Source organism: Methylobacterium gnaphalii, from assembly GCF_007992215.1.
In the GTDB taxonomy this organism is placed as follows: Bacteria; Pseudomonadota; Alphaproteobacteria; order Rhizobiales; family Beijerinckiaceae; genus Methylobacterium; species Methylobacterium gnaphalii.
The window spans coordinates 45,893-70,960 of the sequence record NZ_BJZV01000016.1 but is presented as its reverse complement, the minus strand read 5'-3'; the positions used below and the strand labels follow the sequence as shown (position 1 = coordinate 70,960).

Here is a 25,068-nt window from a genome sequence, read left to right as displayed (position 1 = left end):
GTTACCGCTCATCCTATGCGGACGTGGCGGAACCGGTAGACGCACGAGACTTAAAATCTTGCGGCCGCAAGGCCGTGCGGGTTCGAGTCCCGCCGTCCGCACCAAGGCGTCCGCCCACCTTGCGATAAGTCAAACCCCGTTAGTAACGGCCTTCTTAGACGACAATTTTTTGGGCCTGCGACCTGGCTCCTCCGCTTCGGCGGTGGAGCGCTCGCAATGGGCTCGCGAGAGGTGCAAGCACCGACCTGCGCGGTGGATTGCAGTGGCCGAGGAACGGCTGAGAGACGTGGCCGTTAACTCCCGGTTGGGGCACGTCGCCGGCTCCAGCGGCGATCAATCCAGTACGTAAGGCTCGCATCATGCCCGCTGCGCCCGTCACCATCATGATCGCCACACCGAAAGGACGGCATCGCCTCGTTGGCGAGAGCGACCGGAACGTGGCCCAGCCTGCCGAAGAGATCCTGCGGGCGCTCGGTGCGGATGTCAGGCCGGCGATCTTCTGGGTCGAGTGCGAAGACAAGGCCGTTCAGACGGTGCTGACGAGCTATCTGTCCGGGGTGAAGGCTGAGGTGCTCGCGCATTCGCGAAAGGGCACCTTCCAGTCGAAGGGTGGAAGAGGCTTTTCGTAGACTTGCTTCGAGCGGATGGCCGTCCGGCATTGGACGGCTGTTCGCTTCTGGCAATCTTCACCCTCCAGTCGAGCTATGAGGATCTCGAACCCGTCGAGGTGTGCTGCATCGCCATTACTGGGCCTGCCGTCTCTTTGAGACCACCCGATCGGCCGGCTGGGTCGCCTTGCCCATCAGTGCGAGTAGTCCGAACCCAAGACCTTGGCTGTCGGCTCGCTCAGCAATGATGCAGAGTGAGCCTACTCGTCCGCGACCGGCCTACTGCATCGCCTTCATGACGGCCTCGCTCGACAACACCTTGGGGTTGGCCCGGCAATAGGCCTTGACCTTGGCATCGATCGCGGCGGCTTGAGGGTCGGCCTGAAGCATGGCCTTGTCCTGGGCCGAGAGGCTGGCCTGGGCCTGGGCTTCAACCTTAAGGTAATCGGCGCAGCTCATGTCGCCAGTCTGGGCGGCGGCCCCGCTCACAAAGGCGGTCAATCCGACGAAAGCAATCACAGGAAGCTTGGACACGGTGTTCCTCAAGACTGCACGTATGCCCGGAACGTCCGAACTTTCATCACGGGCAGCGCAAGGACTTCTGTCCTTTGCTGGCATGCAGTCAAGCTTCGGCGCACGATGGCCGACCAGCCCATGCCAGGCAAAGTACTTAGTTCGGGTCGTCAGCGCCGCCGGATCCGATGGCGTTCCCAAAGACTACCAGCAGGCGCGCGGAAGGCGGCGCTTCCAGCGCTCGCCGAGCCGTAGCCGCGTGCCATCCGGCTGATCTCTACGCCGAGCGGCCGTGGCCGGCGTGGGCTGCGCCACTGGGCTTACTACGGGAGCGGCAGGCGCGGGCTCTGGCTCGTGCATGACAGTAGGCGCCATGTCGACGGGCAAAGGACGCTTGCGCGGCCGGCCTCGCCGGCGCGGTGCATCGTCGAGTGCGCCCTGCGGCGTGACGCGTCGGACACGCGGCAGCGGCGGCTCAGGCGTGAATACGGCCTCAGGCTCGGGGGCCGGAGCCTCCCAGGCGATCAGGCTCGGCAGGATGCGACGCGGCGTGACGTCGGCCGGCGGAGCGGTTGCCGACACCGGCTCAGAGAATACTGCGCTCGTGGCCGGCGCTGCTGCTTGGCGGGCCGCCTGCGGCACCCGCGGCGCCTTGACAGGTATGGTGACGAAGCCGCTTTGGCCGCTCGACTTGGCTGCGACGGTAAATGACCGCCGCCCGCGATTGCGAGTCATGCTTTTCCTGATGTCATTGAGATCATTGAGCGCCGGTTCGCGCGCTGAACAGCCACATGACCGTTCCACGACACTTTGTCCAGAAACGGTTGCGATTGAGTTTCCAGCCTCAGTGCTATGCAGATGATAGTGACGAAGCGCGTTTCCAAGACCACAATCGCGTTCGAGACATGCTGACCGCGCCGTTCCGTACGCGACGTCTTCGGCAACGGCCGATCAATGCGCTCTCTTATCCTCGACCTCTTCCAGGGCGCCACGAACGAGCGCATGGGCGACATGGACCACGAAGGGCCTGAGAGCTTCGAGAAGGACAGGGTCCCGCATGTCCTGAGCCGCCCGCCATAGACCGATGGCATGTTCGACCAAGCGTAGGATCGGCTCCTCTCGCGGCTTCTCGCACTCCGACTCCCATGAGTTGGGCCAATGCGTGCTCATGCGAGGCAGCCGGTCTCGCGCCACGACGCGGCAGCAACACCCACGTCAAGACACGTCGCCGACAGCGCAGTTTGCGTGACGAGTGGTTCGTTGGACATGGGCCAATCCTCCTCGTGACTTAAAAAACTCAGCAAGAGAATGACGATGAAGGATCGTCATTTCGATGCTTCTGATAAAATATCCTCTCATTGTCGTCGATGACCAGATTATCGACGGGATGCCGTCTTTTGATTGTGGTGTCGATTTGCCGCACCGGATAAATACACCAACTAAATAGGAGTTTATATAGAAATATATTTTGAAAATCAATGTTATTGTGTGGTATAATTGTTTTGATCACTATAAAATATTATTATTCTAAAAGCATACGAATGGAAATAATGCTCGTTTATCGCCGCCCAATAGCTGCCGGCCTATAGCGCTCCGGTGTTCAGATCGCTGCAGCTGGATGGACCAGCCGCCGCAGACGCGAGCGGTCGAAGCTTGCTTCCAAATGAGCGGCAGCGCCTCACCGGACGCCATTATGTCACCGGAAGGCCAGGGCTCCCCAGGCGAGGACCGAGGCGAGCCTCTACGGCTCGTCCCGGTCTGCTTGGACGTCTTCGGCGAGTGCGAGCACAAGGCGCCGCAACTGAGCCTTGCTTGCACTCTCCGGCAGCCGGTCGAAGGCCTGGGCGAGGGAGATCGCCGCCCGCGACAGAGAGGGTAGACCCGACACGTCGTCCGTCGATCCGAGCAGCTCGGCATGGCCGACCCCAAGCAGCCGGGCGATTTCCACAATCTTGCCGGCGGAGATGCGATTGAGGCCCTTCTCGTATTTTTGGACCTGCTGGAAGGTGACACCGATCGCAGTCGCGAGCGTCGTCTGCGAGATGCCCGCGAGCTTCCGGGCCGCTGTGATCCGCTCGCCGATCAACCGGTCGGTTTCGGTGACCTGCTTCATGGCTCTACGATCCCAGGCCGCGCACGCATTCACGTCTCCTTGGATTCTCAAGTTTCCGTGAGCAGTTCTTTCTTGGATTTGCAGCCGACCTGTTGTCAAGCCACCTTCGTTAAAGACTGAAAAACCTTAGTCGATATCCGAGAAAGGCTGTTGGTCGTAGGCTTTCGCCCAATGAGATCATTATGACGTAGCCAAGGTGACACCTGCAACGTCTTGCCGAGCAGAGGCAAGGGTCGAGGCCGGACGATGCATATGTGGACCCATCCGCCTGCAAAAATCCCCGGCGCAATCGCAGAAACGGCCACGCTTGGGCTGGTCTCCTATTCAGAAACGGTTAAGCTTCCGTCCAAGGGCCGCAAAGCGGCGGGGGAAAACGGGTTCCATGGCCTCTATCAAGATCCGCGTGGCCGAAGACGGTACCTGCACGATCTTCCGCAACGGGGATGCGGTGTCCACGGGCCTGACCCGGTCGCAGGCCGAGCGTCTCGTCGCCGTGCTGCGGTGGATCGAGCCCGCCTGAAGCGTATCCGCCCGGTCAAATGGCGTTTCCAAGCATCGCCACGCGTTGGCAGCCTCGGACGGACCGGCGGCACGCAGTCGCTCCTGCCCGCGGAAGCGGAATCCAGCGGAACGCTACCGTCTCCATCCCGCTTATTGCGTTAAGCGTTCATTGGAGACCGCCATGCCCGTTTTTCAGGTTCGACAAGGCGCAACTGGAGCCATCCTCTGGACGGGCTCGGCGACGAGCGAGATCCAGGCGCTCGACGCTATGGCCCATGCGGCCGGCTACTACGATCATTCCGATATCCCGGACACGGTTAGGCAGGGCGGCCTCGCCGTCGAGGCGCTCTCGTTCGGCGGCAATGCAACTACGACGGGCGCCGATCGTCGCGTCCAAGGCGGCCGCAGCGGGCAAATCTCGGAGCGCAGCGGCTCGGCCACACGACACGACGAGTTGGTCGCATCCCGGCGCTAGATCACAGGCGGGATGGCGGCGCGGGATCCGTCGGAACCGGCGCGGTGGGGCTCTGACGTACATTCAGAGCTAGTTACGGGCCGCTATCAGATCGTGGGAGAGTACGGCGAGTTTGCCAATGAGGCTGGTGACATCGCCGTTGGTACAGGACCATTCCGTGCCAATGGCATCGCCGTCGTTCGAGACGGTGACGACAGCGACCGAGCGCAGCTTACCCTCGCGGGCGAGCTGTAGCTGATCCTGTAGGACCTGGATCACCGAAGCGACGTTCTCATCGGCTTCGACTGGTACGATCCGCGCAGGGAACGTCAAAACCGCTGCTGTCGTCGTTTGCTTGTCCACCGTGCCGTCCTTGTCTCTCGCGATTGGCGGAAGAGATGGCCGTTTGGTTTGAGCAATCTATGGCAGCTTGTCCGTAACGCCGGCTGGAGCGTTCGAAGCGCACGTCGCGAATAGCTTTCGTCCTTGACAGGCAATGAGTCTGGATGAGCGGCTGTCGATGCCGCGTCGGACCTATAGGCGGACAGTCTCAACAGAACGGAACTGCCGATGGAATTGAACCCGCGTCAAGCAGCCTTGCAGGCGCGCGATTCAAGGGCTGGAGCCACGCTTTCCTTGGTCGCCTCGGTCATGCTCTGCTGCCTGGACGGCCGAGGCCGATCGACTTGGCGAGCGCGGAGCGCTGTGCGGCGTAGTTCGGGGCCACCATCGGATAGTCGCTCGGCAGGCCGTAGCACTGGCGGTAGGAATGCGGATCGAGGCCATGCGTGCCGAGATGGCGCTTCATGGTCTTGTAGGCCTTGCCGTCGATGAAGCTGATGATCGCGTCGGGCGTGATCGACTTGCAGACCTGAGCTGAAGACGGGTTCTCGATCTCCTCCCAATTCTCGGGGACGGACGCCGTGCCGTTCGTCAGTCCGGCAAAAACCCAGTGCACACTTAGGAGCAGCGAGGCTAAGTCCCGGACCGAGCGCTCGAACAAAGCCAAGCCCGACTCGTTCACCTTGCTGGAGGGACCGATCCACGCCCATCCGAAGCTACATCACACGAGGCCGGAGTGCCTTGAGGCTCCAGATTGGCGGCTAACGATGCTGAACCTGGCAAGACATACATGAAGCCCAGTGCCGAGCAGTGGGACGTGCGGGTCTCACGCTACTCTGAAAAGCTACCACCACGTGGGCAGCGAATCCTAGCATGGCTGCGTGATCCTTCCCGCTTCTGGATCAGAATCTTTGCGTCTCTACTGCTCATCCTTGGTGGCACCTTTTCGATCTTGCCGGTTCTTGGCCTTTGGATGCTGCCCCTCGGCTTGGCCCTCCTTGCGCAAGATGTGCCAGGTCTCAAAGTCCCCATGGAGGCTGTTGCGCAAGCGATCGAACGCGGGTGGGCAAGACTCACGAATCGTAAATAACGACGCCGAGTTATACGAGCCTTCCAAATGAGCCGTTCGGCGTCGGCGAGCAGTTGGAGGGCTCCAAGCGCGACGTCGCCGGACCGATCCAGGCCAAAACTATTGGTCAGGGGAGGGGATCGACAAGGCAGTACTGTTCCTTGCCTCCGACGAGGCGAGCTCCGCCACGGTGTCGATCCCTTCGTCGATGGACCCAGATTCAGGTTCAAAGGCCAGTATACTGGGTGCCGACCGTAATTTCGGCGGAACGCCAATCAGCCTGTGCACCAAAAGCCGATCAGTGACTGTCCGCTTCCGGTCAGAAAATTGGAAAATCGAACATCCGCGAATGCAGCAGGTTGGCGGAGCATGAGGGTCGGTGCTCCGGCAGTCGCATGGCTTGCGGAAATCGTTCGTCACCACAGAAAAAAACGACAGTCCGATCCGGGCGTGCTAGGTGCCATCGACGACTGCCATCGTCCGCACAGCTGATCCCAACGCGTTCCTTCACACGTTCCGCTTCAGCGGCACCCTAGCCTGCAACGCTCGGGCTCTGGAATGATTCATGGACATCGAGAAGCCCGCCGCACCGCAGTACACACTCCAGGACCGCTACCAGCTCCTCGTTGAGGGCATCGTCGACTACGCCATCTACATGCTCGACCCCACGGGCGTCGTGACGAGCTGGAACCGGGGCGCTCAACGCATCAAGGGCTACGCCGACTACGAGATCATCGGCGAGCATTTTTCCCGGTTCTACACCTACGAAGATCGGACGACTGGCCTTCCGGCGCGTGCATTGGCGATTGCTGAGACCGAGGGCCGCTTCGAGCAGGAGGGCTGGCGCGTCCGCAAGGACGGCTCCCTGATGTGGGCGCACGTGCTCATTGATCCGATCCGGAGCGAGGACGGCACGCTGCTCGGCTTCGCCAAGGTGACTCGTGATCTCAGCGAGCAGCAGGCCACCAAAGAGGCCTTGCGCCAGAGCGAGCAGCGCTTTCGCCTGCTGGTACAGGGCGTGCAGGACTACGCCATCTACATGCTCGATCCGAATGGGCAGGTGACCAGCTGGAACAAGGGCGCTCAGCGGTTCAAGGGCTATTCCGACGAAGAGATTATCGGCGAGCACTTCTCGCGGTTCTATACCGACGAAGACCGCCTCTCCGAGCGCCCGGCCACAGCTCTGCGGACCGCGGCCCAGGCCGGCCGCTTCGAGGCCGAGGGCTGGCGTGTCCGTAAGGATGGTTCGCGCTTCTGGGCCAACGTCGTGATCGATCCCATCCGGGGCGAGCACGGCGAACTTGTCGGCTTCGCGAAGATCACGCGCGACATCACCGAGCGACGCGACGCTCAGCTGGCCCTGGAAGAGACTCGGGCCCGCTTCATCCAGTCCCAGAAGATGGAGGCGATCGGGCAGCTCACCGGGGGTGTTGCGCATGATTTCAACAACCTGCTCGCCGTCATTCTCGGAAACCTAAACCTCGCCCTCAAACGTCTGCCGCCTGATCCCAAGCTTCGGCAACTGATCGACAATTCGATCCAGGCCGCTGACCGCGGCGCCACCCTGACAAAGCGCATGCTTGCCTTCGCACGCCGGCAGGAACTGTCCACGACTCCCGTCGACGTGCCGGACCTCATCCGCGGCATGTCGGATCTGCTGCAGCGCTCGATAGGCGCCAACATTCCAGTCGGCATGCACTTTCCGTTGAAGCTTCCGCGCGTTCTCGCCGACGCCAACCAGCTTGAACTCGTCGTGCTCAACCTCTGTGTGAACGCGCGCGACGCCACCCCGGCCGGAGGCACGATCACGCTGGTCGCCCGTGAGGCGTTCATAACGGCCGAAGACGTCCGCGGATTGAAGCCGGGAAACTACGTCTGCCTGTCCGTCATCGACACCGGGGAAGGCATGGACGCGGAGACCCTAGCGAAGGCGGCCGAGCCGTTCTTCACCACCAAGGGCGTCGGCAAGGGCACTGGGCTTGGACTCTCGATGGTCCACGGCTTTGCCGAGCAATCAGGCGGGCGCCTGATCCTGAAGAGCACCAAGGGCCAGGGCACGACGGCCGAGCTCTGGCTGCCTGAGGCGGATCTGGGCAACGCCCCTCAAACGGAGCAGCAGCCCGAGGACGAACTTCCCAGGCTCGATCCGGTCACCGCACTGGTCGTGGACGATGACGCGCTCGTGCTCATGAACACGACGGCAATGCTCGAGGATCTTGGGCACACGGTGGTCGAGGCGACCTCCGGCGAGCAAGCCCTGCGGATCCTGCGCCGCTCCAAGGGCACCATCGACCTGGTGATTACCGACCAGATGATGCCCGGCATGACCGGCACTCAGCTCGTCGAGGCGATCCGGACCGAGCATCCTGACATGGTCGCCATCCTGGCGAGCGGCTACACCGAGCTACCCGAAGACACGCTCATCCCGGTCACGCGCCTGACAAAGCCGTTCGGGCAGTCCGAGCTCGCACTGGCTCTCGTAACGAGTTTGCGCCCTGAGGGCTTCGCCCTGCCCGTCCGCCCCAAGCTGCCATGAGGACGGCCTGTCGAGAGCTTCGGGTCCTTTCCCAAGGAACAGTCATCCTCCGATCAGCCGTTCGTCATTTGGGCGAGGGCTGTCACGAGTTCGTCCTTACGGAAGGGCTTCGTAAGCCGCGGCAGGTTGGCCGTGAGGACGGAGGAGGCGTCGTTGTAGAGCATGACACCATCCTCTCCCCACGGCATCACCATCGGCATGGGAGAGCGCAGCAGCATCGCCGTCATCGTGCGAAGGCACGGGGCCACGTCTCGATGGGCCCGAGGCTGACGCCCGATCAATTGCGCGACGCGATCTGCCGCCCGCATTCACTGCCGGCGAGGAGCTCTCGCGGAAAGCTTCGGCCACGACTGGTCCTCTCCGGGATGGGGGGCGGCTTTCAGGCTCACGCGTTACACCGGGGCTCCCTAGCACGGGGTTCGTGCTGGTGGGCGAAGCTGGGGCTCAGAGCCTGCTGACCAACAGGCCAAGACCGAAGCCCAGGAGGCCAGCGACGAGTAAGGAAGCATGCGGCCACGCGACGGACCGCTGGTGACCTTCCCACGCGTAGCGGCGCCCCTGATCGTAGGCATCCTCGACCTGGTCCGACACTTCTTCGGCCACGTGCCGCACGGCATCCTTGGCCTGGCCGTAGAGGTGCTCCGCGGTACCGTGCGCCTCACGCAGGCGGCCCTCGACCGAGGTGCGGTCCGAGCCTGCGAAACCGCCGGCCGCGTCCTGTACCTTCCCACCGAGCTGCCTCGCGGCACCTCCGACCCTGTCTGCAACGACCATGTACTCCCTTTCTCTTTCGCCCAAGTAAGCCGGCGGCCCCGATTTAAGTTTGTCGAGGGCAAGTCAGGTCTTTCGCAGTTCGTCCGCCTTGTGGACCGCTTCCTTGCCCGACTTGGCGCTCTTCACCCTGTACTGAGGGTCGGACGAGGATGCCTTGGCCGTGTGACCCTTCACCTTCGTCGTGCCGGTCTCCTTCTTGACGACGGTGCCTTGGGCGGTGCCACCGGCACTGTCCCATTTCACCTTATCGCCGGCCTTGAGTGTCTTGCCTGCCATCGCCGAACTCCGTCTCGTCGCTGGGCAACAGCCGCGCCTCGCCCACGTTCCCGACGTGAGCGCCAATCTGCACAAGGCGGCATCGAAGATTCCCGCGTTGGCATTGCCGCTTGCGCCGGGTCGGAACACCGGGGCTGGCATCCACTGGCGAAGGCTCCGGACAGCCCCTTTCCATTCGCTCCGCACACGCTGTCCCGCGCCTTGCCGGTGCGACAGGATCGCAACATGACCGATGCATCGGATGGAGGCTTGAAGATGCAACATCTGCGCGCCAAGCCCCCGGCCGCCGTTCAAGCGCCAACCGCAGAACGATCTTTGGCCGCCCGACCTAATGTCACGGCGATCTTTTCTGCGAACGGCGAAGAAACAGAGGCGCGCCGGTACTTGTGCAGAGATTGAGGAGAACCGACACCAGCTCTACGTCGTGATGACGCGCCAACGGCGGCCTACGCTTCATCACGCGCAAGCGGTTCTTCAGGCATGGACTTCAGTGTCAAAGTTTCTTTGCCCAGCACACGCGATCATCTCGAACCCGCCGCTGGCTTCGTTGCAACAGAGAGCCCGGGCAAACGATGCTAATACTGCCGCCGCGCTCGCCGGGCTGTTTCAAGCGGTCAAGCCGCAAACCGACTACGGGCCATTCTACGCAAACAACATTCAGTTCAGATCGTCCCGCGGCTTAGATGCAAGGACGACCCATCTCATCCCCGCTTGCGCTCGACCCATTCCGCGTAAGGTGGCGGTTCATCAGCGATGAAGAGGTGCTGGACTCGCATCGGTTGCTCATCAAGGGGGCGGGCGAGCTCGGTATAGAGCGCCGCATTCGCAGCTCCATGCTGGGCGGCCTGTTCCGCGGTGAAGGCGAAATAGGCCTTGCCGATGCCAGCAAGGCGCATCGCCGCGTGGCACATCGGGCAGGGACGACCGCTTGCATAGACGATGCAGTCGTCGAGCTTGGCACGGCCCAGCAAACGCCCGGCCTCGCGCAGGGCCAGCGCCTCGGCATGGGCGGTCGGATCATGTGTTGCGTGGACCTGATTGGCAGCGCGCGCGATGACTCTGCCGTTTTGCACGATGACAGCTCCGTAGGGCGTCCCACCGGCGTCGATATTCGCGCGCCCGATTGCGATGGCCTCGCGCAGATAGATTTCGTGATCGTCCATACTGTCGTCCGCTAACAACACTGTCAGACTGCGTCTCTCGCGCCGTACGGTAAGGCAACTTCTCTGCCAGAAGCGCTACAAGGCAGCGCGCTTCTTGGCGCACTTATCACGTCAAAGATGCTGACTTCCCAAGCCCGGCAACAGCAGGCCGATTGAGGGCGCATGATGGCGATTCAGAGCGACCTCTCGATAAGGGCAACGCTTACTGAGTTATGAGCAAGCCATTCGGATAAATCGTTTTCGCAATAGCAACTCAAAATTCAATTTCCCAACATCCCGATATAGCGACGCACTAACTCTCTATGAAATATCCAAATCGACAATCCAGGGTTCGTCGAAAAAAAATTCTTCAACATTATTTCCAGACCCATCTCGATCTACAACTAAAAAACTCTGCCTGCGATCTATAGGCGATAATATGCCATGCCATGTGTTTGCGCGGTAATTCACTCCCTGACCATTTGCGGCGATAAATGCTTGTGGCGCTCCAGGGCGGCCCTGTTCATCGTGGCAAACCACGATCAGGGAACTGCCGCCACCGAGAGGCATGAATGTCTGCGATCCCAACGGATGGCGCTCCACCATCGAGACGTCGACGAGGCCTGAAACTGGCTGAGACACAGCAATACTAACGACGATACGGGCATCGCTCCCATGGGCATAAGCCTCGGCGAGCGCATGGTAGCGCAACGCTTTCTCGCCGTTCATCGGCCTGGGCGGATCTCCGCAGACGTCGATCACATCCCCGAAAGGCGCGAATGTCGCCCGCGTTAGCGGTCGCGGCGTCAACCTGTTTCTGATCGCCATCGCCTCAACCTGCTTTGCCGAAGGCGACATGCCGGTTGACGTCCTTGTAGAGCAGATATCGGAATGGTCTCGAGCCCCCCGCGTAGCAGGCCTGCGGGCAGAAGGCGCGAAGCCACATGAAGTCGCCGGCCTCAACCTCGATCCAGTCGCGGTTGAGGCGGTAGACGCCCTTTCCCTCGAGTACGAAGAGTCCATGCTCCATGACATGCGTCTCCTCGAACGGGATGACGGCCCCAGGGGCCAGCGTAACGATATTCACATGCATGTCGTGGCGAAGGTCATTGGGGTCGACGAAACGCGTCGTAGCCCAACGGCCCTCGGTGCCAGGCATGGCGATGGGCTCGACGGCATCATCCGAGGTGAAGATTGATGTCGGTACCTCGATGCCCTCGACATAGGCATAACGCTTCCTGATCCAGTGATAGCGGGCGATCACCGATCCTTCGTTCCGGACAGTCCAGGCCGAGCCGGGAGGGAGGTAGGCGTAACCGCCGGCCTCCAGGCGATGCTGATGATTGTCGAGGGTCACGGTTATTTCACCCTCGACGACGAACAGAACGCCCTGCACGTTCCGATCGGGTTCCGGACGGTCACTCCCGCCCTGGGGGGCGGTTTCCATCAGGTACTGTGCGAACGTCTCGGCAAAGCCTGTCATCGGCTTTGCAAGGATCCAGGCGCGTGTCTTGTCCCAGAAGGGAAGGGCGCTCGTCACGATGTCGCTCATGACGGCCTTCGGAATGACCGCATAGGCCTCGGTGAAGACAGCGCGCCCAGTATGCAACTCGGATTGCCCCGGCAAACCACCAGCCGGCCCATGGTAGAGCTTTGTCATGAGGTACGGCTGCTCCTGTCTTGAGGGGTGGCAGAGACGCTTCTCTGAATACCTTCGGAGTCTCGGAAGCGGGGTGCGGCGCGAAGGCTTTCGAACATCCGCGCCACGGTCACGAGCAGTGCCTCGTCTGCGCCGGCAGACGCAATCAGCGACAGACCCACCGGAGCCCCCGCGATCTGCACTAAGGGAATGGTCACCTGGGGTAGGCCGCCATGTCCCGCGATCGCTGTCATTGGCAAGGCACGGGCGTAGAAGTCGCCAATGGCGATGCTCTTGGCGTTACGGGGAAGCGCGGTTGTCGGCGAGGTGGGAAGTACGAGTGCGGTTCCGGGCGGGCAATATGCCCGGACCCGCGAGCGGATCGCGTCGCGGACGGGTTGCCACTGTGCGACTTCGGCCGCTCCGATCGTGGCAGCGTCGGCGAAGCGCTCGGCGATCGCTGGTCCGAAAAGCGGCTGCCGCTCGGTGATCCAAGGCCCGAGGTTCCCCCAAATCTCTGCGCCTTGCAGGACCCGGTAGGCCTCCCGCCAGGCAGCACTGCCTTTGTCGAACAGGCGGATGGTCGGGGCTGATGACAATGCCGGGGGAAGGGCGGCGAGCAGTGTAGCAGCAACCTCGGGATCGGCGAGCGCGAAGGCATCCTCGACGAGGACGAACTGCGTGATCGGCGTCGAAACCCGTTCACTCAGAAGAACATCACCGACACGGGCCAAGACCTGCGTATCGCGAGCGAACCATCCCAGCGTGTCGTAGCTCGGAGCGAAGGGGATCACGCCATCGAGGGTGATGCGCCCATGCGTGGGGCGGAAGGCGAAGAGACCGCAGAACGAGCCTGGGATCCGCACCGAGCCGCCGGTATCGGTCCCGAGCGCGAAATCCGCGAGCCCGGCGGCAACGGCCGAGGCGGAGCCGCTCGACGAGCCGCCCGGCAGCCGATCCGGCGCCGCCGGGTTCGGTGGCGTGCCATCATGGACGTTCACACCTTCCAGGCTGAAGGCGAGTTCGTCCGTAACGGTCTGGCCGACGAAGTTCGCTCCAGCGGTGCGCAGAGCTGCGACTGCGGGCGAGGATGTCGCGGCCGGCCTCGCGGCCGCACGCCAATCCGGATTGCCGCCGCCGGTCACGCACCCTTCGACGTCGATGAGATCCTTGACGGCGAAGGTCAGCCCGTCGAGCCGACCTGCGCCGGTCGGCGGCAACCTGCGTCGTGGTCCGGGAAGAAAGGCATCGGCTCGCGGCTTCTGGCGGCTCACGGGGACAGGCCGTCGAGCGCTTCCAGGATCGTCTCGGATCCCGTGACGAATCCGAAGCACTTCTTCACGTTCCAGACGGTCGCCTGGGTACAGAAGTCAGGGGAGGTCGTGGCACAACAATCCTCCACGAGGATACAGCCATAGCCGAGGAAGTTCGCGTCGGTCAGCGAGTGCAGAACGCATTGGTCCGTGTTCACGCCTGCGAACAGAACCGTCCTGATCCCGAGGTTGCGCAGGATCGAGTCGAGCGGCGTGTCCCAGAACCCGCTGATCCGGTACTTGTCGACCAGAATGTCCTGCGGCTCGGGCGCAAGCTCATCGACGATGGCGGCGGCCCAGGAATCCTTCTGCAAGACCGGCGCACCGCTGCCCGGCAGCGGATCTCCGAGACCGATCCCGGCGCCGGTCGGCTTGTAGAGGTGGATCTGGTTCGGGGGCATGTTCGCGAGATCGGGACGGTTGCCCCAGTTCACCCAGATGACCGGAACGCCAGCCTGCCGCAGGCGCGGCAACAGGCGCTGAAGCGGGGCGATCGGAGCGCGATCCGGTGTGTAGTCGAAGCCGAGATGATCGACCCAGCCGCCGTTGGCACAGAAGTCGTTCTGCATGTCGATGACGACGATGGCCGTACGCAGCAGGTCGATCGTCACCGCCTGCGGCGCAGTCGGGAGGACCAACCGAACTGGGGCGGGCTGCGGCATTGCCATGTCGACCATTCCGGCGCTCGCGCGCCAATGAAAGATCGAGCCGACCCCGAGGCGACCTTCTGCTTCCTCGTCCGCCTTTCCGGGCACCGACGTCATCGTGTTCTCCAGTTCGCTTCAGCGCGGGCTGGAGAGGCAATTCACTCGCCAGTCGAGCGGCCCTGGAGCCACACATCCGGGCATCCGTGCTGACCGACTGGAAGCTGGGCTCATGCGAATGAGGTGAAGCGGCGTTTCAGGCGCCGGCAAGCGTAGCCTTGGCACGGCCGTTGCGAACGAAGGCTCCGAACTCCCGGCCGATCACGATCGTCCGAATTTCTCCACCCCGCCATTAAAAGCGCGCCGAGACCTTTCCATGCCGATTTCTCGACCGAGCCGACGTCGCCTGCTCGCAGTTGCCGTGGGCAGCCTGTCCGTTGCCCTGGGATTTGCCGTGCTGCCGCAACGTGCCGTCGCCGCCGATCCGGCGCGCATCGGGATCCTGATCCCGGGCTCGAAGTCGGACAAGGGCTGGATGGAGTCCGGCTATGACGGCCTCGTCGCTGCGCAGAAGCAGCACGGCGATGCGATCAAGGTGCAGATGATCGAGAACATCAACTACGCCGACATGGAGCAGGCGCTGACGCAGCTTGCCTCCAAGAACGGCCTCGTCATCGGCGTCGGCGGGCAGACACAGGCCGCCGTCTATAAGATCGCCAAGCGCTTCCCGAAGGTGAAGTTCTCGATTGTCGGCGGCAATGCGGGTGAATCCGCCCCGAACGTCGCCGGCTACGACGTGAAGCAGGCCGAGATCGCCTATGTCGCCGGAGCGGCAGCGGCCATGCTCTCGAAGACCGGTGCCGTCAGCTATGTCGGCGGCATGGAGCTGCCCTCGATCGTCAATGCCGGCAAGGAGTTCGGCATGGGCGCGAAGAGCATCAACCCGAACATCAAGTTCTTCGAGAACTACACGGGCGATTTCGACAACGTCGCCAAGGCCAAGGAAGCAACGCTCGCCGCGATCGCCCAGGGCGCGGACGTACACTACCACATCCTCAACCTCGGCCTGCGTGGCCTGGAACAGGCAGCCAAGGAGAAAAGCACCCACATTATCGGGAGCTACGCGAACTATTGCGGCTCCGATCCGCTCTACGTCGCCTACTCGATCACTGGCGTCGGCTATCAGGTTCGCTACGCCTTAGACCAGTTCGTCGGTGGCAGCTGGGCCGCCGGTTACAAGCCGTTCGGCCTCGCTATGGGCCCCGAAGCTTCGGACATGATCATCTGCGGCGCGACGCCGGAGATGAAGGCCAAGCTCGACGCGATCAAGGCAGACATTCTCGCTGGCAAGATCAAGGTCCTGGAGGGGTGAACGCTCCCGTCACGGACGCGAAATCCTCCGGCGCCCTGCTCGAACTCGACGGGCTGACCCGTCGATTCGGCGCGTTCACCGCGCTGTCGGCCGTCGACCTGACGATCCGGGCGGGCGAAGTCCATTGCCTGCTCGGCGAGAACGGCGCTGGGAAATCGACGCTCTGCAATCTCGTCTTCGGCATGCATCCGCCGAGCGAGGGCGAGATGCGCGTCGAGGGTAAGCCCTATCGTCCGGTTGGGCCGCGGGACGCCCTCGCGGCCGGGATCGCGATGGTTCATCAGCATTTCAGTCTCGTCGACGAGATGAGCGTCGTCGATAACCTGATGCTCGGCCGCGTCCGGGGCATCCTCGACCGGCGCGGCTGGGCCAGGCGCCTCGATGGGCTCGCGGAGCGATACGGCCTCGCGCTCGCGCCTTTCGCACGTGTCGGCGATCTCTCGATCGGCGAGCGCCAGCGGGTCGAGATCGTCAAGTGCCTGATGCTGGAGCCGCGCCTGCTCATCCTCGACGAGCCGACGGCGGTGCTGCTGCCCGACGAGATCCGCAGCCTGCTCGGCGTCTGCCGCCGGGTCGCGGAGGAGGGCGCGGCGGTCCTGCTCGTAACCCACAAGCTCGCCGAGATCCGGGAGGCGGCCGATCGCGCGACCGTTCTTCGCCAGGGGCAGGTCGCGGCGACATCGGAGGCACCGGCCCGCGAGATCGAGCGGCTGGTGCGCGCCATGATCCGTCGCGACCTCGACACTCTGGATTCGGCAATGGCCGCCACACTCGGTGTTGCCGAGGCAGGCCCTGCGGAGAAGCCGGACAAACCGAAGCCCGCCGAGATTCCAGCCGGCCCGGATGTCCTCCAGATCGACAACATCTCGCAGCGTGACGCGGATGGCGCCACGCGGCTCAACGGCGTTACGCTGACCCTGCGCGCCGGCGAGATCGTCGGGCTCGCCGGCGTTGAGGGCAATGGGCAGAGCGAGCTAGGGCTCATTCTGGCGGGCCTGCGCGCTCCCGATAGCGGCCGACTCTTTCTCGGCGAGCAGGATCTGACGGGACGCAAGCCGACCGCCTTCACGCAAGCCGGAATCGGTATCGTTCCTGAGGATCGACACCGTGTCGGTGCGATCGTCGACATGAGCGTCGCCGAGAACATCTTTCTCAACCGCACCGGCGATTTCACGCGTTTCGGCCTGCTGCGGCGTCAGGCAATGTACGACGCCGCGGCCGAAATGATGCAGCGCTTCGACGTGCGCGCGACCGGACCCGATGCACGCTTCGGCCGTCTCTCAGGCGGCAACCAGCAGAAGGCGGTGCTCGCTCGTGAGCTAACCGCGCCTGGCCTGCGGTTCCTGTTGGCCGCCCAGCCAACCCGCGGGCTCGATGTCGGCGCGGTCGAGGCGGTCTATGCGCTGATCCGGGAGGCGGCTTCCCGTGGCGTCGCAGTGCTGCTGATCTCGTCCGAACTCGACGAGGTCCTGACCGTCGCCCATCGGATCGCGGTGATCTATCGCGGCCGCATCGTCGGCGAGCGACCGTCCGATCCTCGTCACCGCAACGCCATCGGCGCGATGATGGCCGGCCAGGCTGCTCCCGAAGAGCCCGCGATTTCGGAGAAGGCCGCATGAGCGCGAGCTCGACTTTGCTCGGCACTGGCCGTGCGCCGCTGGGGCTCCTGGTTCCTGTCCTCGCGGTGCTCACAGCAGCCTTGGCCGGCATCGCCCTGATTGCGATGCTCGGCGTGCCTTTCCGCGATGCCCTCGAGAGCTTTGTCGACGGCACGATCGGATCGCCCTATGCGATCTCGGTTTCGCTCAATCGATCGGTCGTCTACGCGCTGATCGGGCTCGGCTTCATCCTGGCGAACCGTGCTGGGCTGACCAATGTCGGAGGCGAGGGCCAGATCGCCGTGGGCGGGATTGCTGCGACGGCTCTTGCCCTGCAGCACGGGGTCGGCGCGCTGCCCTTCGGGTTGGCTTTCCTCGTTCCCCTTCTCGGTGCGACCTTGGCGGGGACCGCCTGGGGTGCCTTGGCAGGAGTCCTGAAGGCGCGGATCGGCACCAACGAGGTCATCAGCACGCTGCTGCTCTCCTTCATTGCAGTCTGGCTGGTCTATTGGTGCGTCCAGTCGACGGCGCTGCTGCGCCAGCCCATGACGAGCGCCGCGACCCTTCCGGAATCGCTGCCGGTTCCCGAGGCGACCCAGATCCCGCTCCTGACCGGTGATGCCGCCGCACCCGTGACGGCCGGACTCTTGGCCGCGATCGTCCTCGCCGTGGTGGTCGCTCTCGTCCTGACACGCTCGCGCTTCGGCTTCCAGCTCCACGCAGTCGGGCTCAATCCGACCGCCGCGACCCGCGCCGGCTTCTCCTACGCCACGACGGTCGTGACGGCGCTCGCGATCGCCGGCGCCTTCGGCGGCCTTGCCGGCGGCCTGATGCTGCTCGGAGAACAATACTCGCTACGGGCCGGCTTCTCCTCGGGCTACGGCTACGATGGACTCGTCGTCGGATTGCTCTCGCGAGGATCGGTCCTCGGTGTCATCGCGGCCTCACTGCTGTTCGGCTTCCTCCGTTCGGCTGGGATCAGCATGGAGATGGGGGCAAGCATCCCCACGGCACTGATTCAGGTCATGCAGGGGCTCATCATCCTCACCGTCGCCGGAGCGGCCTATTGGCTCGACCGGCGCGACGCCGGGCATTGAAACGAGGATGACCGCCGCACTTCTCGCCGTCTTCATCGGCTCCTCGATCCGCCTCGCTATGCCGCTGCTCTTGGCCGCCATCGGCGAGCTGATCAGCGAGCGGGCAGGGGTCCTCAACATGAGCATCGAGGGCATGATGCTCGCGGGCGCCTTCGGAGGCGCCGTCGGGGCCTGGGCCACGGGATCTCCCTCGCTCGGGCTTCTTGTCGGCCTCCTGGCGGCGCTGCCCGTGGCACTGATCCAGGCGTTTCTCACCGTCGTCCTACGCGCGAACCAGATCGTCACCGGCCTCGGCCTCAACATCCTGGTCCTTGGCGCAACGACGCTTGCCTATCGCGAGATCTTCGGCGCGCGCTCGCGCGAGACCATCCCCGGCTTCCCCGCCTGGACACCGCCACTTCTCGGCGACATCCCAGTCTTTGGAGAGGCGGTCTTCCGGCAGGTCTGGCTCGTCTATGCAGCCATCGTGGTCGTCATCTTGGCGGCCTTCGTGCTCCGCCAGACCGCGATCGGGATCGCGCTGACGGCGGCAGGCGACGATCCGCGCACCCTCGAACGCGCCGGGCTGTCGGTCGAGGCCCTGCGCTTCGGCGCCATCCTGATGACCGGCATGCTCGCGGCGCTCGCCGGCACCTTCCTGTCCATCGGCGACATCCACACCTTCACGGAAGGGATGACCAACGGCGCCGGGTATCTTGCGATCGCCGCCGTGATCTTCGGCAACTGGACGGTGGGCCGCACGGTGGTCGCCTGTTTCGTGTTCGGGGCGGCTACGGCCCTCCAGTTCCAGCTGCCGGCCATCGGATTAGACGTGCCGAATGCGCTCCTGATCATGATGCCGTATCTCCTGGCGTTCCTCGCGGTCGCCGGCCTCGTCGGGCGCCAGACAGCGCCGCGCGCACTGGCGACCCCGTTTCGCCGCTGACATCCGCAGTACATTTGAGGGCCGGGACGCGCGCTTAGCGATCATCCGGGCGATGACGATGCGAACTTTGTTTTGGCGAGCTTTGCTTTGGACGGACTCTTGCAAGCGGCGCGATCATGGATCTCACGACCATCAGCAGCGTTCTGACGCCCCGCGGGCTCGACGAGCTTCCCTCCTGGGAGGCCGGCGATGCGTGGCTCGCGGGTGGCACGTGGCTGTTCTCGGAACCGCAGCCGAGCCTGACCCGGCTCATCGACCTTTCGAGCTTTCATTGGCAGCCGAGCACGATCCGCCCCGACGGCCTCGGCATTGCTGCGACCTGCACCATCGCCGAACTCAACCGGCTGGAGCTCCCCACGGATTGGCTCGCAGCACCGCTCATCAACCAATGCTGCCGTGCCTTGCTCGGCTCGTTCAAGATTTGGAACCGCGCCACCGTGGGCGGCAATCTCTGCATGGCGCTTCCGGCGGGGCCGATGATCGCTCTGACGGCAGCTCTCGACGGCGTCTGCACGCTCCTCGCGGTCGATGGCAGCACGCGTCATCTTCCGGTGATGGAGTTCGTGCTGGGGCCGCAGAAGACGGCGCTGAGAGCTGGCGAGCTGCTGCGCAGCATCGACGTGCCGACCGAGGCTCTACGACGCCGCACAGCTTTCCGGCAGATCTCGCTGTCCCCGAACGGCCGGTCAGGCGCACTTCTCGTCGGAAGCTTGGGCCCATCCGGCGGGTTCACGCTGATCGTCACGGCATCGACGCCGCGCCCCGTTCGGCTGTCCTTCCCCGGCCTGCCGGATGCGGCCGCGCTCCGGCAGGCCATTGCAGACGGAACCCAAGGGGTCGGCTGGTACGACGATCCCCATGGCTCGCCGGATTGGCGCCAGCACGTGACGGGGCTGCTCGCGGAGGAAATCCGCCGGGAATTCGAGGAAGGGACCGCCCGATGAAGCTCACCGTCAATGGTCAGCTCCAGGAGGCGCATCATGCCCCGGGCCAGTGCCTTCGCACGCTGCTGCGGGACCTCGGCTGGTTCGGAGTCAAGAAGGGCTGCGATGCCGGCGATTGCGGCGCCTGCACCGTGCATCTCGACGGGGAGCCGATCCATTCCTGCCTGCTGCCTGCTTTCAAGGCGGAGGGTCGGATCGTCACCACGATCGAAGGTCTTGCCGGTCCTTGCGAGATATCGTCGGGGCCACCCGAGCAGTTCCACCCGATGCAGGAGGCCTTCCTTGCCGCGCAGGGCTTTCAATGCGGCTTCTGCACGCCCGGCATGATCATGACGGCGGCGGCACTGAACCAGGCGCAGCGGCAGGATCTCGGCACGGCGCTCAAGGGCAACCTCTGCCGATGCACCGGGTACCGCGCGATCTGGGATGCCGTGGCCGGAATCGGTCATGTCGAGGTGTCGGGAGGCAACGGCAAAGGCCCGGTCGGCAGCAACCTGCCGGCGCCTGCCAGCACCGGCGTGGTCTCCGGCCGGACGCCCTATACCTTCGATCTTGCCATGCCCGGCACCCTGCACATGAAGGTGCTGCGCTCTCCTTACGCGCATGCGCGGATCGTGGGCATTGAGCGCGGGGCGGCCTTGGCGCTGCCCGGCGTCGTCGCGGTGCTGACCCATGAGGATGCGCCCGGACGCCGGTTCTCGACGGGCCGGCACGAAAATCCCCGAGACGACGCGGCCGATACCCTGCTGCTCGATCCGATCCTGCGCTTCGTCGGCCAGCGCGTCGCGGCGGTCGTCGCCGAGAGTGAGGCTGCGGCCGAGGCTGGGCTGCGGGCGCTTCGGGTCACCTACGAGACGCGTCCGGCCGTGTTCGACCCGCAAGTGGCGATGCGCACCGACGCGCCACTCGTCCACGATCCGGCCGATCGGACACCGCCCGAGCCCGGCGAGGACGCGCCGCCGCTACTGGCCCACCCCAATCTTGCCGCGGAGGCGCATGGCGCCATTGGCGATGTCGAGGCCGGCTTTGCGGAAGCGGCGGCAGTCTACGAGCAGGACTTCGTGTCCCAGCGTGTCCAGCACGCGCATCTGGAAACGCATGGCGCGCTCGGTTGGCTCGATGAGGACGGGCGGCTCGTCCTGCGGACCTCCTCGCAGGTGCCGTTCCTGACGCGGGATGCGCTCTGCAGGCTGTTCGGGCTCGAACGCGAGAAGGTGCGCGTTCATTGCGCGCGGGTCGGCGGCGGCTTCGGCGGCAAGCAGGAGATGCTCACCGAAGACATCGTCGCCCTCGCCGTCCTCAAGACAGGGCGGCCGGTCAAATACGAGATGACGCGGGAGGAGCAATTCACCGCTGCCACGACACGCCATCCGATGCAGGTCCGCGTGAAGCTCGGCGCCACCGCCGATGGCCGGCTGACGGCAATCTCGCTGAAGGTGGTCTCCAATACCGGGGCCTACGGCAACCATGCCGGCGGCGTCCTGCACCACGGCTGCAACGAGTGCCTCTCCGTCTACAACGTCCCGAACAAGCGGGTCGAAGGCTATGCGGTCTACACGCATACGCTGCCCGCCGGCGCGTTCCGCGGATACGGGCTCAGCCAGACGATCTTCGCCATCGAATCTGCGATGGATGAGTTGAGCCGGATGCTCGGGATCGATCCTTTCGCGTTTCGCAGGCTCAATGCGGTCAGACCCGGCAATCCGATGGTTTCTACCAGCCTGGAGCCGCACGACGTCCTCTACGGCTCCTATGGGCTCGACCAGTGCCTCGGCCTCGCCCAGGCCGCGCTCGCGGACGATCCCGGCTCGCCACCGCCCGGACCCGAATGGTTGATCGGCTCTGGGATGGCGCTGGCCATGATCGATACGATCCCACCGCGCGGTCACTTCGCGCATGCCGCGATCCGGCTCGAACTGGATGGCGGTTACGGGCTCGCGATCGGGACGGCGGAATTCGGCAACGGCACCAGCACCGTTCATACCCAGATCGCGGCCCAGGTGCTGGGTACGACGCCTGACCGCATCCGGTTGCGGCAGGCCGACACCGATGCCGTGGCGCATGACACGGGCGCCTATGGCAGCACCGGCACCGTCGTGGCGGGCCAGGCCAATCTGCGCGCGTCGCTGGCCCTGGCAGAGGCGATCCGCTCGACAGCCGCATCACGCATGGGCGTCGAGCCATCCGAATGCCGATTGACACGCCAGGCCGTCGAGACGCCGCGGGGAGCGATTCCGCTGACCGCGCTCGCGGACGGCCCGCTGCTCGAGGTAAAAGCAGAATCGGATGGCAGCCCGCGCTCGGTGGCCTTCAACGTCCAGGCGTTCCGCGTCGCCGTTCACCCGGAAACCGGACAGCTGCGTATCCTCAAGAGCGTGCAGGCCGCCGATGCCGGCGTCGTCATCAACCCGATGCAGTGCCGAGGGCAGGTGGAGGGCGGTATCGCACAGGCGTTGGGGGCGGCCCTCTACGAGGATTATCGTTTCGACGACGAGGGCCGCGCCACCACCCGGACGTTCCGCAGCTATCACATCCCGACCTGCGCCGATGTCCCGCGCACCGAGGTACTGTTCGCCGACACCTATGACAGCGTGGGTCCGCTTGGGGCGAAGTCGATGAGCGAGGCGCCCTATAACCCCGTCGCCGCCGCGCTCGGCAACGCGATCCGCGACGCGACGGGCGCACGGCTGACATCGACGCCCTTCGCGCCCGATCGGATCTACAAGGCGATGATGGCAGCGGCCGCAGAGCGCTGAGGGGGCGCCCTGCAGCCGAAGGACGATCACACCGGCCGTTCGGCGAAGATCGCCTTCTTGACGATGGCGTGGACGCCCCAGTTGCCGTCGACGACCTGGGTGATGCCGAAGTCGACGGCGATCGACATCAGCGAGATCGCCTCGTCCTCCGTCAGTCCCTTCGCGTGCATCAGGAACTGGCGCATCTTGCGGAAGGCGTCGCGCATGGCGAGGTCGATGGAGGATTTCTCGAAGATCGCACTCTGCGCCTCGGGGCCGAGATCCTTGAGGTAGTTGGGGTAGCTGAAGCCCGACAGCACCCAGTCCTCGCTGGTCTCGATCATCGGGAAGTCGAGCGCCTCCAGCGAGGTGCCGGCGAGATCGGCCTTCTTGTGGAGGATGAACTGGAAGGTGCCGGTGAGCGAGCACTCGATCGCCGTACCGCAGAGTTCGGAATCACCCTGGCTCGCATGAGGATCGCCCACCGAGAACATCGCGCCCGGCACCGCCACCGGATAGTACATCGTCGCGCCCTTGCCGATGCGCCAGTTGTCGATGTTGCCGCCGGTATAGCTGGGCGGGATCGAGTTCACTTTGTCGGACTCGGCCGGCGCGAGGCCCATCGTGCCGAAATGCGGGCGGATCGGCACGCGGATGCCCTTCAGGACCTCGAAATTGCGCTTCGTCTTCGAGTGGTCGACCGGCAAGCCAGGATAGTCGATCGTCGGATGCGAGACGCCGAACGGATCGGTCACGCCGGGCCAGCGAAAGCTGTAGACGGCGCGGGCCCAGTCGCGGTTACCGGTGGCATCGACCTCGTAGATGGTCACCACCTCGCGCGGTTTGTCGCCGGTGATGAGGTCCTTGTAGTGGTAGCCCCACCAGGCCGCCGCGTTGCTGCCGAAGGCGAGGCCCTTGAATTTCGGGTTCGCGCTGGGGCGTGGCGCCACGTCGAGGATGCGCACCTCGAGCACGTCACCTGGCTCGGCCCCGCGAATGGCCACCGGCCCCGTGCAGATATGCACGCCGAGGCCACCGCCGGGGCCAAGCTTGGCATCCATCGGGCCTGCGCCGCGCGGGCTCACGCCCATCTTGTCCTTCGTCCAGAGATAGACGCTCTCTGCACCGGGGTCGCCGTCGATCATGCGTTCGGCATCGTCGCTCGCCTGATGGGTCAGGGTCTCGATGGTCACGAAATCGCCGGAGGCAATCTCGACCTGTGGCTTGAGGCTCTTGGAGAAATAGCCCCAGTGCACGGTCTCCGCATTGGCGGGCAGATGGTAGTGAGCGGTGTGCTTGAGCTTCGAATGGCTTGCCTCGGCCAAAGCCGGGCTGACCAGCGAGAGACCGCCGGCCGCCATGGCGGCCATGCCGCCCGTGGCGACGAAGCTGCTCTTCAGGAACGCCCGGCGCTCCGGCTCCATGTCACGACGATATCGGAGGCGATGCTCCGCGAAGGCGGCACAGGTCGGGTCGTCACCAAGACACATCTGATCGCTCCGGAGTTGAGGCTGACCAGATCAAGTATGCAATCTAACGGCCAAGCTTGGGCCGTGTGTGCGGTGACATCGCGCCAGCCCGCCGGTCAGGCGAGCAATCCTCTCCGGGCACGCCGGCGCTGAAGCCAGAGGACGGCGCACAGGGCCGAGGCGATCACAACCAGCGACATCCCGGTGGTGAGCGTGCCCAGCGCGTAGATCTCGGGCGTCGTCACCGTGGTGGTCAGGCCCTGGAGTTCGAGCGGCAGGGTGTTACGGCCACCGATGGCCTGGCTGGTTCGCGCCAGCTCGTCGAAGGACAGAGTAAAGCCGAAAAGGGCGACGCCAACCAGCGAGGGCGCCAGGATCGGCACCACGGCATGGCGGAGCGTCTGGGCGCCGCTCGCGCCGAGATCGCGGGCGGCCTCCTCGTAGGCCGGATCGAAGCGGTTGAAGACCGCGAACATGATCAGGAGGCCGAAGGGAAGCGTCCACGTCAGATGTGCACCGAGTGCCGAGGTCGATAGCCCCATCAGCGTGCCGTGGTCCTGCAGCCATTCCCAGCCGGTCGCCGAAGCCATGGCATTGATTGCCTCATCGATCAGCCGGAATTCCAGTCCGATCCCGAGCGACACCACGATCGATGGCACAATCAGGCTCGCGATCGCGAGCACGAACAGCCCACCCTCGCCACGGAAATGCTTGCGGAATGCAAGCCCGGCGAAGAACGCGATCACGACGGTGAGCAGCATCACCGCGAGCCCGAGGCGCAGCGAACGCGCCAGAGCCGCCCAGATGTCGACGACCCCGGCGCCTTCCCAGAGCTTGGCGAACCAATGCGTCGAGACGCCGTTCATCGGAAAGGTGAGACCGCCCTCCGGCCCCTGGAAACTGAGCACGAGGATCGTCAGGGTCGGCCCGTAGAGGAACAGGACGAACAGGGCGAAGAACAGGGCCAGGCCATAGAAGCCGATGCCGCGCGGACGGTCGCTCAC

At 64.4% G+C, this 25,068-nt stretch carries 27 protein-coding genes and 1 tRNA gene; 13 read left to right on the top strand and 15 right to left on the bottom strand.

Annotated features, from left to right (window positions below):
- Positions 1–17 precede the first annotated feature (17 nt).
- Positions 18–104: transfer RNA gene (locus MGN01_RS15040), tRNA-Leu, on the top strand.
- A 255-nt stretch (positions 105–359) separates the two neighbouring features.
- Positions 360–629, top strand: coding sequence for a hypothetical protein (locus MGN01_RS15035; RefSeq protein WP_147047640.1), 270 nt, complete (start codon positions 360–362; stop codon positions 627–629).
- Positions 630–887: 258 nt separating this feature from the next.
- Here the strand turns inward: MGN01_RS15035 and MGN01_RS15030 are convergent, their stop codons facing one another.
- Positions 888–1,142: a hypothetical protein gene (locus MGN01_RS15030; protein ID WP_147047639.1), complete on the bottom strand. Its 255-nt coding sequence runs from the start codon at positions 1,140–1,142 to the stop codon at positions 888–890.
- A 183-nt stretch (positions 1,143–1,325) separates the two neighbouring features.
- Positions 1,326–1,856, bottom strand: coding sequence for a DNA-binding protein (locus tag MGN01_RS15025; RefSeq protein WP_147047638.1), 531 nt, complete (start codon positions 1,854–1,856; stop codon positions 1,326–1,328).
- Positions 1,857–2,075: 219 nt separating this feature from the next.
- On the opposite strand from MGN01_RS15025, the gene MGN01_RS24405 reads away from it, so the two are divergent.
- Positions 2,076–2,201: a hypothetical protein gene (locus MGN01_RS24405; protein ID WP_280178546.1), complete on the top strand. Its 126-nt coding sequence runs from the start codon at positions 2,076–2,078 to the stop codon at positions 2,199–2,201.
- Positions 2,202–2,862: 661 nt separating this feature from the next.
- Here the strand turns inward: MGN01_RS24405 and MGN01_RS15020 are convergent.
- Complete coding sequence (locus tag MGN01_RS15020; RefSeq protein ID WP_147047637.1) at positions 2,863–3,234, bottom strand: helix-turn-helix domain-containing protein; 372 nt, start codon at positions 3,232–3,234, stop codon at positions 2,863–2,865.
- Between the two features lie 382 nt (positions 3,235–3,616).
- On the opposite strand from MGN01_RS15020, the gene MGN01_RS23615 reads away from it, so the two are divergent.
- Together MGN01_RS23615 and MGN01_RS15015 are read left to right on the top strand one after the other, a co-directional pair.
- Positions 3,617–3,754: a hypothetical protein gene (locus MGN01_RS23615; RefSeq protein WP_170246000.1), complete on the top strand. Its 138-nt coding sequence runs from the start codon at positions 3,617–3,619 to the stop codon at positions 3,752–3,754.
- A gap of 162 nt (positions 3,755–3,916) precedes the next feature.
- Positions 3,917–4,210, top strand: coding sequence for a hypothetical protein (locus MGN01_RS15015; protein ID WP_147047636.1), 294 nt, complete (start codon positions 3,917–3,919; stop codon positions 4,208–4,210).
- A 69-nt stretch (positions 4,211–4,279) separates the two neighbouring features.
- On the opposite strand, the gene MGN01_RS15010 is transcribed toward MGN01_RS15015, so the two are convergent.
- Positions 4,280–4,552 carry a hypothetical protein gene (locus MGN01_RS15010; RefSeq protein ID WP_147047635.1) on the bottom strand — a complete coding sequence of 91 codons (273 nt, stop codon included), beginning with the start codon at positions 4,550–4,552 and terminating at the stop codon, positions 4,280–4,282.
- A gap of 286 nt (positions 4,553–4,838) precedes the next feature.
- Positions 4,839–5,198, bottom strand: coding sequence for a Ros/MucR family transcriptional regulator (locus MGN01_RS15005; RefSeq protein ID WP_238258221.1), 360 nt, complete (start codon positions 5,196–5,198; stop codon positions 4,839–4,841).
- 123 nt (positions 5,199–5,321) lie between these two features.
- Between MGN01_RS15005 and MGN01_RS24150 the strand changes: the two genes are divergently transcribed.
- Together MGN01_RS24150 and MGN01_RS14995 are read left to right on the top strand one after the other, a co-directional pair.
- Entirely contained in the window at positions 5,322–5,621 is a 300-nt protein-coding gene (locus MGN01_RS24150; RefSeq protein WP_147047633.1) for a hypothetical protein, read from the top strand.
- 544 nt (positions 5,622–6,165) lie between these two features.
- Complete coding sequence (locus MGN01_RS14995) at positions 6,166–8,136, top strand: hybrid sensor histidine kinase/response regulator (RefSeq protein WP_147047632.1); 1,971 nt, start codon at positions 6,166–6,168, stop codon at positions 8,134–8,136.
- A 53-nt stretch (positions 8,137–8,189) separates the two neighbouring features.
- On the opposite strand, the gene MGN01_RS23610 is transcribed toward MGN01_RS14995, so the two are convergent.
- From MGN01_RS23610 to MGN01_RS14960, 8 genes are all read right to left on the bottom strand, one after another.
- Positions 8,190–8,354: a hypothetical protein gene (locus MGN01_RS23610; protein ID WP_170245998.1), complete on the bottom strand. Its 165-nt coding sequence runs from the start codon at positions 8,352–8,354 to the stop codon at positions 8,190–8,192.
- 226 nt (positions 8,355–8,580) lie between these two features.
- A complete protein-coding gene (locus MGN01_RS14990) occupies positions 8,581–8,910 on the bottom strand; it encodes a CsbD family protein (protein ID WP_147047631.1) in 330 nt (109 codons plus the stop codon).
- A gap of 63 nt (positions 8,911–8,973) precedes the next feature.
- On the bottom strand, positions 8,974–9,186 hold the full coding sequence (locus MGN01_RS14985) for a hypervirulence associated TUDOR domain-containing protein (protein ID WP_147047630.1): 213 nt from the start codon (positions 9,184–9,186) through the stop codon (positions 8,974–8,976).
- A 701-nt stretch (positions 9,187–9,887) separates the two neighbouring features.
- Entirely contained in the window at positions 9,888–10,349 is a 462-nt protein-coding gene (locus MGN01_RS14980) for a nucleoside deaminase (RefSeq protein WP_147047629.1), read from the bottom strand.
- 300 nt (positions 10,350–10,649) lie between these two features.
- Positions 10,650–11,156: an ureidoglycolate lyase gene (locus MGN01_RS14975; protein ID WP_147047693.1), complete on the bottom strand. Its 507-nt coding sequence runs from the start codon at positions 11,154–11,156 to the stop codon at positions 10,650–10,652.
- Between the two features lie 4 nt (positions 11,157–11,160).
- Entirely contained in the window at positions 11,161–11,988 is an 828-nt protein-coding gene (locus MGN01_RS14970) for a bifunctional allantoicase/(S)-ureidoglycine aminohydrolase (RefSeq protein WP_147047628.1), read from the bottom strand.
- Positions 11,985–13,241 (bottom strand): amidase, encoded by a 1,257-nt coding sequence (locus MGN01_RS14965; protein WP_147047627.1) that lies wholly within the window; start codon positions 13,239–13,241, stop codon positions 11,985–11,987. Before MGN01_RS14965 ends, MGN01_RS14970 begins: the two co-directional genes overlap by 4 nt.
- Entirely contained in the window at positions 13,238–14,044 is an 807-nt protein-coding gene (locus tag MGN01_RS14960) for a cysteine hydrolase family protein (protein WP_147047626.1), read from the bottom strand. Before MGN01_RS14960 ends, MGN01_RS14965 begins: the two co-directional genes overlap by 4 nt.
- A gap of 256 nt (positions 14,045–14,300) precedes the next feature.
- Here MGN01_RS14960 and MGN01_RS14955 point away from each other — a divergent pair, with 256 nt between their 5' ends.
- From MGN01_RS14955 to MGN01_RS14930, 6 genes are all read left to right on the top strand, one after another.
- Positions 14,301–15,296, top strand: coding sequence for a BMP family protein (locus MGN01_RS14955; RefSeq protein ID WP_147047625.1), 996 nt, complete (start codon positions 14,301–14,303; stop codon positions 15,294–15,296).
- A complete protein-coding gene (locus tag MGN01_RS14950; RefSeq protein WP_147047624.1) occupies positions 15,293–16,915 on the top strand; it encodes an ABC transporter ATP-binding protein in 1,623 nt (540 codons plus the stop codon). The genes MGN01_RS14955 and MGN01_RS14950 overlap by 4 nt, the downstream gene beginning before the upstream one ends.
- The gene (locus tag MGN01_RS14945) at positions 16,912–17,991 is read left to right on the top strand and encodes an ABC transporter permease (protein WP_147047623.1); all 1,080 of its coding nucleotides are present in this window, start codon (positions 16,912–16,914) and stop codon (positions 17,989–17,991) included. Before MGN01_RS14950 ends, MGN01_RS14945 begins: the two co-directional genes overlap by 4 nt.
- Before the next feature lie 7 nt (positions 17,992–17,998).
- A complete protein-coding gene (locus MGN01_RS14940) occupies positions 17,999–18,916 on the top strand; it encodes an ABC transporter permease (RefSeq protein WP_147047622.1) in 918 nt (305 codons plus the stop codon).
- A 116-nt stretch (positions 18,917–19,032) separates the two neighbouring features.
- Positions 19,033–19,860: an FAD binding domain-containing protein gene (locus tag MGN01_RS14935; protein ID WP_147047621.1), complete on the top strand. Its 828-nt coding sequence runs from the start codon at positions 19,033–19,035 to the stop codon at positions 19,858–19,860.
- A complete protein-coding gene (locus tag MGN01_RS14930; RefSeq protein ID WP_147047620.1) occupies positions 19,857–22,616 on the top strand; it encodes a molybdopterin-dependent oxidoreductase in 2,760 nt (919 codons plus the stop codon). Before MGN01_RS14935 ends, MGN01_RS14930 begins: the two co-directional genes overlap by 4 nt.
- A gap of 26 nt (positions 22,617–22,642) precedes the next feature.
- Here MGN01_RS14930 and MGN01_RS14925 read toward each other — a convergent pair whose 3' ends face one another.
- Both MGN01_RS14925 and MGN01_RS14920 read right to left on the bottom strand, forming a co-directional pair.
- Complete coding sequence (locus MGN01_RS14925) at positions 22,643–24,085, bottom strand: acetamidase/formamidase family protein (RefSeq protein ID WP_147047619.1); 1,443 nt, start codon at positions 24,083–24,085, stop codon at positions 22,643–22,645.
- A gap of 95 nt (positions 24,086–24,180) precedes the next feature.
- Positions 24,181–25,068 carry an ABC transporter permease gene (locus MGN01_RS14920; protein WP_147047618.1) on the bottom strand — a complete coding sequence of 296 codons (888 nt, stop codon included), beginning with the start codon at positions 25,066–25,068 and terminating at the stop codon, positions 24,181–24,183.

Excerpts from the sequence above, each read along its gene's own strand:
- MGN01_RS14995 (WP_147047632.1), top strand. The coding sequence starts at position 6,166 with ATGGACATCGAGAAGCCCGCCGCACCGCAGTACACACTCCAGGACCGC.
- MGN01_RS14960 (WP_147047626.1), bottom strand. The coding sequence starts at position 14,044 with ATGACGTCGGTGCCCGGAAAGGCGGACGAGGAAGCAGAAGGTCGCCTC.
- MGN01_RS24150 (WP_147047633.1), top strand. The coding sequence starts at position 5,322 with ATGAAGCCCAGTGCCGAGCAGTGGGACGTGCGGGTCTCACGCTACTCT.
- MGN01_RS14935 (WP_147047621.1), top strand. The coding sequence starts at position 19,033 with ATGGATCTCACGACCATCAGCAGCGTTCTGACGCCCCGCGGGCTCGAC.
- MGN01_RS15035 (WP_147047640.1), top strand. The coding sequence starts at position 360 with ATGCCCGCTGCGCCCGTCACCATCATGATCGCCACACCGAAAGGACGG.
- MGN01_RS14930 (WP_147047620.1), top strand. The coding sequence starts at position 19,857 with ATGAAGCTCACCGTCAATGGTCAGCTCCAGGAGGCGCATCATGCCCCG.
- MGN01_RS15020 (WP_147047637.1), bottom strand. The coding sequence starts at position 3,234 with ATGAAGCAGGTCACCGAAACCGACCGGTTGATCGGCGAGCGGATCACA.
- MGN01_RS15025 (WP_147047638.1), bottom strand. The coding sequence starts at position 1,856 with ATGACTCGCAATCGCGGGCGGCGGTCATTTACCGTCGCAGCCAAGTCG.
- MGN01_RS14980 (WP_147047629.1), bottom strand. The coding sequence starts at position 10,349 with ATGGACGATCACGAAATCTATCTGCGCGAGGCCATCGCAATCGGGCGC.
- MGN01_RS23615 (WP_170246000.1), top strand. The coding sequence starts at position 3,617 with ATGGCCTCTATCAAGATCCGCGTGGCCGAAGACGGTACCTGCACGATC.
- MGN01_RS14955 (WP_147047625.1), top strand. The coding sequence starts at position 14,301 with ATGCCGATTTCTCGACCGAGCCGACGTCGCCTGCTCGCAGTTGCCGTG.
- MGN01_RS14975 (WP_147047693.1), bottom strand. The coding sequence starts at position 11,156 with ATGGCGATCAGAAACAGGTTGACGCCGCGACCGCTAACGCGGGCGACA.
- MGN01_RS14970 (WP_147047628.1), bottom strand. The coding sequence starts at position 11,988 with ATGACAAAGCTCTACCATGGGCCGGCTGGTGGTTTGCCGGGGCAATCC.
- MGN01_RS14940 (WP_147047622.1), top strand. The coding sequence starts at position 17,999 with ATGACCGCCGCACTTCTCGCCGTCTTCATCGGCTCCTCGATCCGCCTC.
- MGN01_RS23610 (WP_170245998.1), bottom strand. The coding sequence starts at position 8,354 with ATGCTGCTGCGCTCTCCCATGCCGATGGTGATGCCGTGGGGAGAGGAT.
- MGN01_RS14945 (WP_147047623.1), top strand. The coding sequence starts at position 16,912 with ATGAGCGCGAGCTCGACTTTGCTCGGCACTGGCCGTGCGCCGCTGGGG.
- MGN01_RS14990 (WP_147047631.1), bottom strand. The coding sequence starts at position 8,910 with ATGGTCGTTGCAGACAGGGTCGGAGGTGCCGCGAGGCAGCTCGGTGGG.
- MGN01_RS24405 (WP_280178546.1), top strand. The coding sequence starts at position 2,076 with ATGCGCTCTCTTATCCTCGACCTCTTCCAGGGCGCCACGAACGAGCGC.
- MGN01_RS14925 (WP_147047619.1), bottom strand. The coding sequence starts at position 24,085 with ATGTGTCTTGGTGACGACCCGACCTGTGCCGCCTTCGCGGAGCATCGC.
- MGN01_RS14985 (WP_147047630.1), bottom strand. The coding sequence starts at position 9,186 with ATGGCAGGCAAGACACTCAAGGCCGGCGATAAGGTGAAATGGGACAGT.
- MGN01_RS15015 (WP_147047636.1), top strand. The coding sequence starts at position 3,917 with ATGCCCGTTTTTCAGGTTCGACAAGGCGCAACTGGAGCCATCCTCTGG.